This window comes from Polaribacter sp. (assembly GCF_024639685.1).
Classification (GTDB): Bacteria; Bacteroidota; Bacteroidia; order Flavobacteriales; family Flavobacteriaceae; genus Polaribacter.
In genome coordinates this window covers 35,200-49,186 of sequence record NZ_JAHEHX010000002.1, presented here as the reverse complement: position 1 = coordinate 49,186, position 13,987 = coordinate 35,200, and the positions used below count along the sequence as shown (strand labels likewise).

Annotated in this window: 10 protein-coding genes and 1 tRNA gene; 10 read left to right on the top strand and 1 reads right to left on the bottom strand. The window is 30.2% G+C overall.

Annotation, left to right across the window (positions count from 1 at the left end):
• Nucleotides 1–42: 42 nt before the first annotated feature.
• The 8 genes from Q0L44_RS01500 to Q0L44_RS01465 all read left to right on the top strand — a co-directional run bounded on the left by Q0L44_RS01500 (nt 43) and on the right by Q0L44_RS01465 (nt 10,442).
• Entirely contained in the window at nt 43–1,047 is a 1,005-nt protein-coding gene (locus tag Q0L44_RS01500; protein WP_296634303.1) for a homocysteine S-methyltransferase family protein, read from the top strand.
• Nucleotides 1,047–3,719: a methionine synthase gene (gene metH, locus Q0L44_RS01495; RefSeq protein ID WP_296634300.1), complete on the top strand. Its 2,673-nt coding sequence runs from the start codon at nt 1,047–1,049 to the stop codon at nt 3,717–3,719. The genes Q0L44_RS01500 and metH overlap by 1 nt, the downstream gene beginning before the upstream one ends.
• A gap of 193 nt (nt 3,720–3,912) precedes the next feature.
• Nucleotides 3,913–4,866, top strand: coding sequence for a methylenetetrahydrofolate reductase [NAD(P)H] (gene metF, locus Q0L44_RS01490; RefSeq protein ID WP_296634297.1), 954 nt, complete (start codon nt 3,913–3,915; stop codon nt 4,864–4,866).
• Between the two features lie 122 nt (nt 4,867–4,988).
• Entirely contained in the window at nt 4,989–5,306 is a 318-nt protein-coding gene (trxA, locus tag Q0L44_RS01485; protein ID WP_015480982.1) for a thioredoxin, read from the top strand.
• A 181-nt stretch (nt 5,307–5,487) separates the two neighbouring features.
• Nucleotides 5,488–8,046 carry a M1 family aminopeptidase gene (locus Q0L44_RS01480; protein ID WP_296634292.1) on the top strand — a complete coding sequence of 853 codons (2,559 nt, stop codon included), beginning with the start codon at nt 5,488–5,490 and terminating at the stop codon, nt 8,044–8,046.
• Nucleotides 8,046–8,963, top strand: a complete 918-nt coding sequence (locus Q0L44_RS01475; RefSeq protein ID WP_296634289.1) for a DUF58 domain-containing protein — start codon at nt 8,046–8,048, stop codon at nt 8,961–8,963. The genes Q0L44_RS01480 and Q0L44_RS01475 overlap by 1 nt, the downstream gene beginning before the upstream one ends.
• A gap of 65 nt (nt 8,964–9,028) precedes the next feature.
• Nucleotides 9,029–9,102 (top strand) — tRNA-Asp (locus Q0L44_RS01470).
• A gap of 191 nt (nt 9,103–9,293) precedes the next feature.
• Nucleotides 9,294–10,442 carry a hypothetical protein gene (locus Q0L44_RS01465; RefSeq protein ID WP_296634287.1) on the top strand — a complete coding sequence of 383 codons (1,149 nt, stop codon included), beginning with the start codon at nt 9,294–9,296 and terminating at the stop codon, nt 10,440–10,442.
• A gap of 847 nt (nt 10,443–11,289) precedes the next feature.
• Here the strand turns inward: Q0L44_RS01465 and Q0L44_RS01460 are convergent.
• Entirely contained in the window at nt 11,290–11,661 is a 372-nt protein-coding gene (locus Q0L44_RS01460) for a DUF2237 domain-containing protein (RefSeq protein ID WP_296634286.1), read from the bottom strand.
• A gap of 349 nt (nt 11,662–12,010) precedes the next feature.
• Here Q0L44_RS01460 and Q0L44_RS01455 point away from each other — a divergent pair, with 349 nt between their 5' ends.
• A complete protein-coding gene (locus Q0L44_RS01455; protein WP_296634280.1) occupies nt 12,011–12,835 on the top strand; it encodes a prephenate dehydratase in 825 nt (274 codons plus the stop codon).
• The gene (locus tag Q0L44_RS01450) at nt 12,832–13,974 is read left to right on the top strand and encodes an aminotransferase class I/II-fold pyridoxal phosphate-dependent enzyme (protein WP_296634278.1); all 1,143 of its coding nucleotides are present in this window, start codon (nt 12,832–12,834) and stop codon (nt 13,972–13,974) included. The genes Q0L44_RS01455 and Q0L44_RS01450 overlap by 4 nt, the downstream gene beginning before the upstream one ends.
• Nucleotides 13,975–13,987: the final 13 nt, after the last annotated feature.

Sequence of the window (13,987 nt, the reverse complement as noted above, 5' to 3'; positions counted from 1 at the left end):
AAGTTACACTTTTCCTGATGACATATTATATAATAAATAGATATGTTAAATATTTACAAAGCTTTACAAGAAAGAATTTTAGTTTTAGATGGTGCTATGGGTACCATGCTACAAGCCTATAAATTTACAGAAGAGGATTTTAGAGGAGCACGCTTTAAAGACTATCCAACTCCACTTCAAGGCAATAATGATTTACTTTCTTTAACTCAGCCAGAAGCCATAAAGACAATTCATGGTAAATATTTTGAAGCAGGCGCAGATATAATAGAAACCAATACTTTTTCAGGTACTACAATTGCTATGGCTGATTATCAGATGGAAGATTTAGTTTACGAGCTAAATTATCAATCAGCTAAAATAGCCAAGGAAGTTGCAGAAGAATTTACAGCAAAAGAACCACACAAGCCACGTTTTGTAGCAGGTTCTATTGGGCCTACAAACAGAACTGCAAGTATGTCCCCAGATGTGAATGATCCTGGTTATAGAGCTGTAACTTTTGATGAATTAAGAATTGCTTATAAACAGCAGGTAGAAGCATTATTAGATGGAGGCGCAGATATTTTATTGGTAGAAACGGTGTTTGATACCTTAAATGCAAAAGCAGCATTGTTTGCTATTGAGCAGGTCAAAGAGGAAAGAAAAACAGAAATTCCTGTCATGTTAAGTGGTACAATTACAGATGCTTCTGGTAGAACTTTATCAGGGCAAACTGCAGAAGCATTTTTAATTTCTGTTTCCCATATTCCGCTTTTATCTGTAGGGTTTAATTGTGCTTTAGGAGCCAATTTATTACAACCTCATTTAGAGGCTATTGCCAATAAAACTGATTTTGCAATTTCTGCGCATCCCAATGCTGGTTTGCCTAATGCTTTTGGAGAGTATGATGAAACTCCAGAGGAAATGGGAGAACAAATAGAAGAATATTTAAAGAAAAATTTAATAAATATTATTGGTGGTTGTTGTGGTACATCTCCAGAACATATACGAGTTATCGCAAATATTGCTGCCAAATACAAACCGCGTAAAGTTTTAGAAGGGGTAGATTAATGAAAGTGAAACAGACAAAATACATGCGATTGTCAGGTTTAGAACCTCTGATTTTAAATGAAAACAGCAATTTTATAAATGTTGGAGAACGCACTAATGTTGCAGGTTCTCGTAAGTTTTTGCGTTTAATTAAAGAAGAAAAATTTGATGAAGCACTAGATATAGCTCGTCATCAAGTAGATGGAGGAGCACAAATCGTCGATATCAATATGGATGATGGTTTAATTGATGGTAAAGAAGCCATGGTTAGATTCTTAAATCTAATTGCTGCTGAGCCAGATATTTGTAGAGTGCCAATGATGATAGACAGCTCTAAATGGGAAATCATTGAAGCTGGTTTGCAAGTTGTACAAGGTAAATGTGTGGTAAATTCCATTTCTTTAAAAGAAGGTGAAGAGAAATTTATTTGGGAAGCAACGCAAATAAAACGTTATGGAGCAGCTGTAATTGTTATGGCTTTTGATGAAGTTGGACAAGCAGATAATTATGAGCGGAGAATTGAGATCGCGAAGAGATCTTACGATATTCTGGTAAACAAAGTAGGATTCCCTTCTGAGGATATCATCTTCGATTTAAACATATTCCCTGTTGCAACAGGTATGGATGAACATAGAAAAAATGCTGTAGATTTTATAGAAGCTACAAGATGGGTTCGTCAAAATTTAGAAAGTGTTTCTGTAAGTGGAGGTGTGAGTAACGTATCTTTTTCTTTTAGAGGAAACAATACAGTTCGTGAGGCAATGCACTCTGTATTTTTGTACTATTCAATTCAAGCTGGGATGAATATGGGTATTGTAAACCCTGCACTATTAGAGGTGTATGATGATATTCCAAAGGATTTATTAGAACATATAGAAGATGTAATTTTAGATAGAAGAGATGATGCAACAGAGCGTTTGTTAGATTTTGCAGAAACTGTAAAAGGAACTAGTAAAGAAAAAACGGTAGATTTATCTTGGAGAGAAAATCCATTACAAGAAAGAATTACCCATGCTTTAGTAAAAGGTATTGATGCTTTTATTATTGAAGATGTGGAGCAGGCCAGACAAGAAGCTACAAAACCAATAGAAGTAATAGAAGGCCATTTAATGATTGGTATGAATGTAGTTGGAGATTTATTTGGAGCAGGAAAAATGTTCTTACCTCAAGTCGTAAAATCTGCAAGAGTCATGAAAAAAGCTGTTGGTCATTTAAACCCTTTTATAGAAGCAGAAAAAGGTGAAGAGCAACAAGCTTTGGGTAAAATATTAATGGCAACTGTAAAAGGTGACGTGCACGATATTGGTAAAAATATTGTGTCTGTAGTCTTAGGCTGTAATAACTACGAAATTGTAGATTTAGGTGTGATGGTTCCACCAGAAAAAATAATTGAAACTGCAAAAAGAGAAAATGTAGACGCTATTGGTTTAAGTGGTTTAATCACACCTTCTTTAGATGAAATGGTGTATTTAGCCAAAGAAATGGAACGTCAAAATTTAGATGTACCACTATTGATAGGAGGAGCAACAACATCCAAAGCACATACAGCCGTTAAAATTGATACACAATACAAAAATGCAGTTGTTCATGTAAATGATGCATCCAGAGCAGTAACTGTGGTTGGTGATTTGTTAAATAAGAAAACATCTAATACATATGTGGCTAAATTGAAGAAAGATTATGATGAATTCAGAACTAAGTTTTTAAAACGAGGTAAAGAAAAATCATATATTTCTATTGATGAAGCTCGCAAACGTAAATATAAAGTTGATTGGAACACCTCAGAAATAGTTAGACCAAAAGAGTTGGGTATTCAAACTTTAGAGCAATTAAGTTTAAAAGAATTAGTGCCGTTTATAGATTGGAGTCCGTTTTTTAGAAGTTGGGATTTACATGGTAAATTCCCAGATATTTTATCGGATAAAATAGTTGGAGAACAAGCCAGTGTTTTATACAATGAAGCTCAAGAAATGATTCAGGAAATCAGCGCAAAACAATTGCTAAAACCAAAAGCTATTTTTGGTTTGTTCGAGGCAAATAGCATTAATGAAGATGATATTTCCATTAAGAAAAAAGGAAATGAAGTAGCTGTTTTTAGAACTTTACGTCAACAATTAAAAAAGAGAGAAGGCATACCAAATATTGCATTATCAGATTTTGTAGCTCCAGAAGAATCGAACAAAACAGATTATATGGGTGCTTTTTGTGTGGGTATTTTCGGAGCTCAAGAATTAGCAGAAAGTTACAAAGCCAAAGAAGATGATTATAATGCAATTATGGCACAAGCTATTGCAGATCGATTTGCAGAGGCTTTTGCAGAATATTTACATAAGCAAGTTAGAACTAAACATTGGGGTTATGCATCAGATGAAACTTTAACTAATGATGATTTAATTAAAGAAAATTATAAAGGAATTAGACCTGCACCTGGTTATCCTGCTTGTCCAGATCATTTAGAAAAAGATACCATTTGGAGTTTGCTAGATGTAGAAAATAAAATCGGAGTACAATTAACCGAAAGCAAAGCAATGTGGCCAGCAGCTGCAGTTTCTGGTTACTATTTTGCAAATAAAGAAGCAAAGTACTTTGGTTTAGGTAAAATTACAGACGACCAACTTACAGATTATGCAAATCGAAAAGGCGTTACTAAAACAAAAGCAAGAAAATGGTTACATCCAAATATAGCTGATTAAAACAATACAATTAATTAACAATTATTTTTTTTAAAACTAACAAACATAAATAGAAGAAGTAAGATTTTTGCAGAAAATAATTAAAATGAAAAAATATAATGTAGAATTAAAATTTGTTCTACAACTTTTAATGTTAACTGTAACTGCATTATTTATAGCTTATTTCTTCTAGATTACTGAACACTTTCAGGAAATGAAGATAACAGAACATATTAAAAAAGCGAATGAGAAAACGTTATTCTCGTTCGAAATTATTCCTCCTAAAAAGGGAAAAAGTATTGAAGATTTATATGCAAATATAGATCCATTAATGGAGTTTAAGCCACCTTTTATTGACGTAACAACTTCTAGAGAAGAGTATGTTTATGTAGAAAAAGACGGTTTACTAGACAGAAAAGTTACTAGAATGAGACCTGGAACTGTAGGTATCTGTGCTGCCATTAAACATAAATATGATGTAGATACTGTTCCTCACGTTTTATGTGGTGGTTTTACTAAAGAAGAAACAGAATATTTACTGGTAGACTGTCATTATTTAGGGATAGATAATGTAATGGCTTTAAGAGGTGATGCTATGAGTCATCAAAAGTATTTCGAAGCTTCAAAAGGTGGTCATCAATATGCAAAAGAACTGGTGTCTCAAATTCAGAATTTAAATAAAGGTAAATATTTACACGATGTTATCGAATCAGACAATTGTGCTGATTTTTGTATTGGTGTAGCAGGGTATCCTGAGAAACATTTAGAGGCACCTTCTTTACAGACCGATTTAAAAAGGTTAAAAGAAAAAGTTGATGCAGGTGCAGATTATGTTGTAACCCAAATGTTTTTCGACAATAAAAAATATTTCGAGTTTGTAGAAGCTGCCAAAAATATAGGTATAACAATTCCTATTATACCAGGTATTAAGCCTATTGCAGTTAAAAAACACTTGCAACTATTACCTCAGGTTTTTAGAATAGATATACCAGAAAATTTAATTAAAGAGGTAGATGTTTGCAAAACAAATAAACAGGTTAGACAGGTTGGAATTGAGTTTGCAGTTCAACAGTCAAAAGAATTATTAGCAGCTGGTGTTCCAGTTCTACATTATTATTCTATGGGTAAAAGTGATAATATTCAGGCTATTGCAAAAGAATTATTTTAAAGTGCTATATAGTTTCAATTGATAGATTCATAGTAAAAAGTAATTTTTTTAAATAAACCAAGCTAAAATAAATGTTTATTTTTGTTTATTAATAATGAAAACACAATCAAAAAACATATAAAATGGCATTAGAAATAACAGACGCTACTTTTGATGAAGTAGTTTTACAATCAGATAAACCAGTATTAGTAGATTTTTGGGCAGCTTGGTGTGGGCCATGTAGAATGGTAGGACCAATAGTTGATGAAATTCATGCAGAATATGATGGTAAAGCAGTAGTTGGTAAAGTAGATGTAGATGCAAACCAAGAATTTGCAGCTAAATATGGAGTAAGAAACATACCAACAGTTTTAGTATTTAAAAATGGTGAAGTTGTAGATAAGCAAGTAGGTGTAGCACCTAAAAAAACATATACAGATAAGATTGATGCAGCTTTATAGTTGTTATTCAATTTTATAAACTTATAAAGGTTTGGCTAACGTCAAACCTTTTTTTATTTTAGTAAAACTCTATTTTGATAAATAGCGAAGCTATGAAATCAAAATAGTTGTTTGAATTAACCCCGCTTTTTAGTGGGACCTTACTGTTAAATTTAAATAGTTGTAAATTAAGTTTAGATTCATGAAAAACTACTTACTTATAATTTCTGTTTTCTTACTTTTTTCTTGTGATAAAAAACAAGAAAAACTAAGGTTAGAAAAAGGGATTTCTTATGATTTAGCCAAATACAGAAAACAGCAAATTTCTGATATTGTTTACAATCTCCATTTTAAAATTCCTGCAGAGAAAACAAAATCAATAGCATCTAAATCTACAATCATTTTTACTATAAAGGAATTAGAAAACGATGTTTATTTAGATTTTAACGAAGCAACTTCTAAAATAAAATCAGTAAAAATAAATAGTGAGGAAGTTGTTGTTAATCATCAAAAAGAGCATTTAATATTAGATAAAACAAAATTGACTCTAGGCTTAAATGAAGTAGAGATTTTATTTGATGCAGGAGAATCATCATTAAATAGAAATAATGATTTTTTATATACACTTTTAGTTCCAGACAGAGCAAGTACTTTATTCCCTTCTTTTGATCAGCCAGATTTAAAAGCCAAATATAATTTACGAATTACAGCTCCAAAAGATTGGAAAGTTATGGCTGGTGGGTTTGAAGAAAGTGCTATTGAGGTTAATGGTTTTGTAGAGCACACTTTTGCAACTACAGATAAAATGAGTAGTTATCTATTCTCTTTTGTGTCAGGTAAGTTTTCTGAAACTACTCAAAACCCTGGTGCTTTTGATATGCGCTTTTTATATAGAGAAAATAATCAAGAAAAAATAGATGAAAGTGTAGGTCAAATCTTTAAAATTCATCAAAATTCAATAGATTTTTTAGAGGATTATACTAGTGTAAAATTCCCTTTTCAAAAAATGGATTTTGCTGCAATTCCACCTTTTCAATATGGAGGTATGGAGCATGTAGGTGCCATTCAGTATAGAGAGTCTTCTTTGTTTTTAGACAAAAATGCAACTCAAAGTAGAAAGTTAAGGAGAGCAAAGTTAATAGCACATGAAACATCACACATGTGGTTTGGAGATTTAGTAACCATGAAATGGTTTAATGATGTTTGGATGAAGGAAGTATTTGCCAATTTTATGGCAGATAAAATTGTAAATCCTGTATATCCAGAAGTTAATCATAACCTTAGTTTTATGATGTCTCATTACCCAAGTGCGTATTCAGAAGACAGAACTAAAGGCACCAATCCAATTCGTCAGCCACTAGACAATTTAAAAAATGCAGGATCTTTATATGGAAGAATCATCTATAATAAAGCACCTATTATGATGCGTCAATTGGAATATTTATTGGGCGAAAGTCAATTTCAAGAAGGTATTCAAGAATACATAAAAACGTATGCAAACTCAAATGCAGATTGGTTAGAACTGGTAGCGATTTTAGATAAAAAATCGGCAGGAAATATTAAAAACTGGAGTGAAGTTTGGGTAAACTCTTCTGGAAGACCCATTTTTACAGAAGAGATTGAAACCAACGAAAAAGGAAATGTAACCAAATTTATAATCCATCAAAAGGCAGAAGATGAGTCAGAAAAAGTTTGGACACAATCTTTTAAAATTCAATTAAAAGATTTTAGAGGATATGTAAAGAATATTAACATAAAAAATATGGGTGCTTCTTTTGATATTACAGAGGCTACTAAAGATTTTAAACCTGGGCAGGTTTTATATAATATAAACGGATTTGGTTATGGAGTTTTTCCTGTTTATAAAGATAAAATTAGTCAGTATAAATCAATCAGTGATGAGGTTTCTAGAGGTTATCAATTCATAAACTTATATGAAAACATGTTATTGGGTAATGTGACTCCTAAGGACACTTTTGTGGTGTTTTTTGATGCTTTAAAATCTGAGAAAAATGAGTTAATTACAAATTATTTATCAGCAAGACTTCAGAATATTTATTGGACCTTCTTAACTGAAGCACAAAAAGATGAAATTCAAGTTACCACCGAAAATACCTTGATGAATTTATTGAAGCAAAACTTACCTAAAAACATTAAGAAAACAATTTTTAATCTCTATCAATCTATAACTACTTCTGAAGATGGAAAGGGGAATTTGTATAAAATTTGGAAAGGTGATTTAAAGATTGATCAATTATTTCTAAATGAGAATAATTTAATTTCTTTGGCTTTACAGCTATCTGTTTTAGAACACCCAAAGTCAAAAGAAATTATAACACAACAAGAATTAAATATTTCTAATCCAGATCAATTAGATAGATTTAAATGGTTATTGCCAGCTGTTTCAAAAGATGTAACTATTAGAAATTTATTTATGAAATCGCTTTTTGAAAAGGAGAATAGAGAAAAAGAATCTTGGGTGCAAAGTGGTTTAAGTTATTTTCATCACCCTTTAAAACAAAATAACGCCATTGAGTTTTTACCAGAGATTTTAAATAAACTAGAAGAAGTTCAATTAACAGGAGATATATTTTTTCCTAAAGGATGGTTAGCTTCATCCATAGGAAATTATTCTTCGAAAGAAGCCTATGCAATACTTCTACAGTTTTTAGATGAAAATCCAGATTACAACCCAATTTTACTAAAGAAATTGTATCAAACTACAGATGATTTAACCAGAGCACAAAACATTAAAAAGTAATGAAGTTATCTGAAGTAAAATCATCGGAAATTAAAAACTTAGATCTTCTTGCAAAACAAGTGGTAGAAGGTTTTATAACAGGTTTACATAAAAGTCCATTTCATGGATTTTCAGTAGAGTTTTCAGAGCATAAATTGTATAACAAAGGAGAAAGTACAAGGCATATAGATTGGAAGTTATTTGCAAAAACAGAGAAGCTTTATACCAAGAAATACGAAGAAGAAACTAATTTACGATGTCATATTATTATAGATAATTCAGCATCAATGCATTATCCAATTGTAGAAAAACAATCACTAGATAACTTAAATAAAGTTGGGTATTCTGCTATTGCTGCTGCTTCTTTAATGGAGATTCTAAAACGTCAAAGAGATGCAGTTGGTTTAAGTATATATTCAGACAGCTACCAATACTACGCCCCAGAAAAAGGTAGTGAAAGACATAGAAATATGTTGCTGAATCAATTGGAAGAGCTAATTTCAGCTCCATCAAATAAAGCCACTGAAACGTATCAATATTTGCATGAAATTGCCGAGAAAATTCATAGAAGGTCTTTAGTTTTCTTATTTACAGATATGTTTCAAACAAATAAACCTAATAAAGAGCTTTTTGAAGCATTAAGGCATTTAAAATATAACAAACATGAGGTAGTATTATTTCATACTTATGATTCTAAAACTGAATTTAATTTTAATTTTGATAACGTGCCTAAGAAATTTATTGATGTAGAAACAGGTTTAGAAGTTAATGTTTATGCAGAAAATATCAAAGAAAAATATGCTAGATTATCAAATGATTTTTTTAATGAATTAAAATACAGTTGTTTGCAATCTAAAATAGATTATGTTCCTTTGGACATCTTAAAAGGCTTTAATAATGTTTTAACCACATATTTGTTGCAAAGAAAAAAATTCTAATAATTTTTAAGTTTATGTTTGCAAATATAAAAATGTGTATTATATTTGCACCCGCTATTAGCAACGGTTTGGTAGTTCAGCTGGTTAGAATGCCTGCCTGTCACGCAGGAGGTCGCGGGTTCGAGTCCCGTCCAGACCGCTTTTTTAAAAGATAAACCCTTAAGGTTAAAAACTTTAAGGGTTTTTTAATACCCAATATGGATAGTTGTAGGGACAAAGTGACCGAAAATTCTTAGAGTGTTATATTTGTATCATTGGGTTGGTTAAACCACTTATTTCCTTAAAGTTATTATAAATCATTATATTTGAACTATTATGAAATTCAACAACATGAAAAATTTACTTTTACTAATAATTATCGTAACACTATATTCTTGTGGAGGGAATAATCCTAAAGAAAATAATAGTATTGAAAAAACGATTTTTTTAGATAAACAGTTTGATAATTGGATGGAACTAAAAAGAGGTGTAAAATTTAAAGAATCTGATATTGATTCCTTAGTTAACCTTTTAGGTTCAATTCCTATAGATACTATTAGTGAGTCAGATGATTGGAAATTTGGTTATGTAAATAAATATTCATTTTACTCTCAATTTTTCACAAAACAAGAAGCTGATAGTTTAATATTAGAATCAACTAAATTTACTGAGAGTTGGATAAAAAAAAATAAACCAAAATATTATTATGATGGAATAGAAATTAAAAATGGGAAAAGGAAAAAGGTTAAAAAATTTAAAAATTATCCTTATAATACAGCTAAAAGAAAAATAGAAAAGGAACTAAATGATAAAAATCTAATATTATATAAATCAAGAAGTAATGGGAAAAGAATATCGATAAATCAATTTATTAAATCTTACAGAGATAAATTTCCATCACAAACACTTGAACAATCTCGTGACTCTTTTTTTAACTTTTTATGTATCAAATACCAATATCCCAACAAAGATTATTTTTTTCCACAAAAAATGTTTAGAGAAGGACGGTGGAAAAAAAAGAAACTTTTATCAAGGAAAGAAACATTTCGAAAAACTTATAAATTTCTTATTGGGGAAAATTTATCTTATAAAGATTATTGGGGGAAAAAATATCCAGATGAAAAGATAGATAGAATGGATTATAATGTAAATTTTTATGAAAGTGTAGGAATTGATTATAAAGGAATAATTGATGATATGTTAGATAATGGTACGTATTTAGATGGTGATATTGATAATTCAATCTCTAAATCTTCTAAAAAATATTTTGAGAATTATTTAATAGGTGATTGGGTAATGGGTGAATTGGGTAATGTTCAAGGAGCATACAAGTTTTTTGAAGATGGAACTTATAGTATGAGTAATAAACTTAACGGTACCTCAAGAGGGAAATGGTATATAAACAGTTGGGGTGGAATTCAATGTTCTAAACAAAGTGGTTACCTACTTTTTACTCCAGATGGATTAAAAGTAGGAAAAACGTTTTACAGGAAAATTTAATTTATTAAAATATTTTTGACTACATAATCGTTTTTTTGAAAAGAAATCCATAAGGTTCGTTAAATAAATACTTCAAGATTTATAATCTTCTTTATTCGTTGTTTTTTTCGATTATACTCTTTTTTTTGTATCTATTTTATTATATGTGAAAGGATGTATATTAATGTATATAACCTTTATTTTGTAAAAAAACCTATTCTATTGATTTCTGATTATTATATTTGAACCTTCGGTTCGGTTAAATTGATTGTACCCTTGAAGAGGATAACTTTATCCCCTGTAAGAGGATAACAATAAATTATAATATTTTTAATGAATTCAAAATCAATTAGTTATAGCAATAAAATACATCGGTTCGGTTCCCGTCTAGACCGCGAAAAGCACTTCATTTATGAAGTGCTTTTTTCGTTTATCTGTCAATGAGTTTATTAATTTTTACATTAAACTAATTGTTAAAATCAATGACCAAATTATAGTTCTAATCCAATTTCTTTTAACTAGTTGTTCTAATTGATTTTTTTTAAAATTATTTTCGGAAATTTTGAAGTGTACTGGAGCAAAACTTGTAAGTGTAAAACCCAGAGAAATAGAACGAACAGCCCAATTGTTAGGTTAATTATACTAAATGATACTATTGTGTTTAGTATACTTATCACAAGCTGTATTAACATTAATGGAACAACAAGTATAGCAATACGTTTTGTATAAATATTATGCCATTGAACCAAGTTCTCTTTATTGTAAAACAAGAAACTGGGGTAAACGATTAATTGAACTATCCAAATTAAAATTGCCAAACCTGAATTTACTATAAGAAATAGTGGAGTAAGCAGTTCTTGATAACTCATTATGTATTACTGTTTTGAAATTCATACTTATTGAGCAGTTCTAAAGAACAATAACTTAAAGATTTAATATGGGTTGCTTCCAAAACTATATAAGGAGCTTTACCTGCTTTTTCTGCCTGTAACCATCTTGAAATGCATAAGCACCATTTATCACCAGGATTTAATCCTGGAAAATTCCATTGTGGTATAGGTGTCATTAAATCGTTTCCTTTGCTTGCAGAATATTCTAAAAACTCTTTTGTCACTATGGCACATACTGAATGTGTTCCATGATCTTGTAGCCCTGTTTTGCAAAATCCATCTCTATAGAATCCAGTCATTGGTGTGGTGCAACAAATTTGTAAAGGTTCGCTTAAAACGTTTAAATCCAAAATATGAGTTTACGATAAGTTTAAAGATAAACTATTTATTGATGATAAAATTATGATTGAAATTGTTTTTTATGATATGATAATTAGCAATCATGTAATTTTTGGAATCAATATTGAATAATTGATAAAAATTATCGAATTCTTTTAATAATATTTGTGTATTTGAATTTAATCTTTAGATTTGCCAATTAAACACAAAAAAAATGTTAAAGACAACTTGGACTCGTTTCTATATTTACTTTTATTTTTACAATAAGAGGAGAGACTTTGTATCATGTTGCTAAACAAAACATAATAAATATAAAGTCTCGAATTAAATTCGAGACTTTTTTTTTGATATCATATTAAGTTGAAAAAAATAGTTGCAATACAAGGAGCAGAGGGCTCAAACCATCATAAAGTAGCCATAGATTTTTATGGTAAAGAAATTCAGTTATCTGAGTGTATGTCTTTTGATGTTTTAGTAGATAATTTGTTAGATAAATCTGCAGAGGTTGGAGTCATGGCTTTAGAAAATACAATTGCAGGTTCAATTATTCCAAATTATGCGCTTATAGACAATAGCAACTTGCATATAATAGATGAAGAATATCTAAATATTCATCATCATTTAATGGCATTAAAAAATCAATCTTTAAAAGATATAAAAGAGGTTTGGTCTCATCCTATGGCTTTATTGCAGTGCAAAGAATTTTTTAAACAACATCCTCATATTAAACTGGTTGAAGATGTAGATACAGCAGAAGTAGCAAAAAGAATTGCTAAGCATAACCTAAAAGGTATTGCAGCAATTGCTCCTAAAATTGCAGCAGAGATTTTTGATTTAGAAATTATAGAAGACGAAATTCAAACGATAAAGGATAATTCAACTCGTTTTGTTATTTTACAAACAGATCAGCCAGCTTTAAATGAAAATGTAAATAAAGCATCTTTAAAATTTCAACTAGATCATAAAAGAGGAAGTTTAGCTGCAATTCTAAATGTATTGAGCGATTGCAAAATGAACCTAACTAAAATACAATCATTACCAGTTATAGAAACTCCTTGGAAATATTCCTTTTTTGTAGATATAACTTTTGAGGATTATAAAGAATACAAAAAAGCAGCATCTATATTAGAAATAATGGCTGAAGAATTTAAGGTTTTAGGAACATATAAAAATGGTAGAAGATGATACAACCAGCAAAAAGATTAGATACTGTTCAAGAATATTATTTCTCTAAAAAACTAAGAGAAGTAAGAGACTTAGCAGCATCAGGTAAGCCTATTATTAATATGGGTATTGGTTCTCCAGATTTACAACCTCCAGAAAATGTTTTAGTAGCAATTTCTGAGAGTTTGAGTGATGCAAATGCACATAAATACCAATCTTACCAAGGTTTGCCAGAATTAAGAACTGCAATTTCAGAATTTTATAATAGTAAGTTTGCTGTAAATACAAATCCAGAAAATGAGGTCTTACCTTTAATGGGCAGTAAAGAAGGCATCATGCATATTTCTATGGCCTTTTTAAATGAAGGCGATAAAGTTCTAATTCCCAATCCTGGTTATCCAACGTACACATCAGTTACTAAATTAGTAGGTGCAGAACCATTATTCTACAAATTAGGTGAAGAACAAAATTGGCAACCAGATTTTAATGCTTTAGAAAATGAAGATTTAAGTGATGTAAAATTAATGTGGGTCAACTATCCTCACATGCCAACAGGTACCAATGCAACTTTAGAAACGTTTAAAAAACTTGTTGCCTTTGGTAAAAAGCACAACATATTAATCATTAATGATAATCCATATAGTTTTATTTTAAATGATAACCCAATAAGTATTTTACAAGTAGCAGGTGCAAAAGATATTGCTTTAGAGTTAAACTCGCTAAGTAAAACCTTTAATATGGCTGGTTGGAGAGTTGGTATGTTGTTAGGAAATTCAACTTACATCAACGAAGTTCTAAAGGTAAAATCAAATATGGATTCTGGTATGTTTTACGGAATTCAAAAAGGTGCAATTAAAGCTTTACAATTATCAGATAAATGGTTTCAAGCCCAAAATAAAATTTATGAAGAACGCAGAAAATTGGTTTGGCAATTAGCAGATAAATTAAATGCTAAATATGATAAAAATGCGACAGGTTTATTTGTTTGGGCAAAAATACCTGAAGGTAAAAAAGCCGAAGAAATTACAGATGCAGTATTATATGATAAAGACATATTTATAACACCAGGATCTATTTTCGGTTCTCAAGGAGAAGACTATATCCGTTTTTCATTATGTGTATCAGAAGTAGTAATAACAGAGGCAATTAGTAGATTTTAATGATTTTTTCATT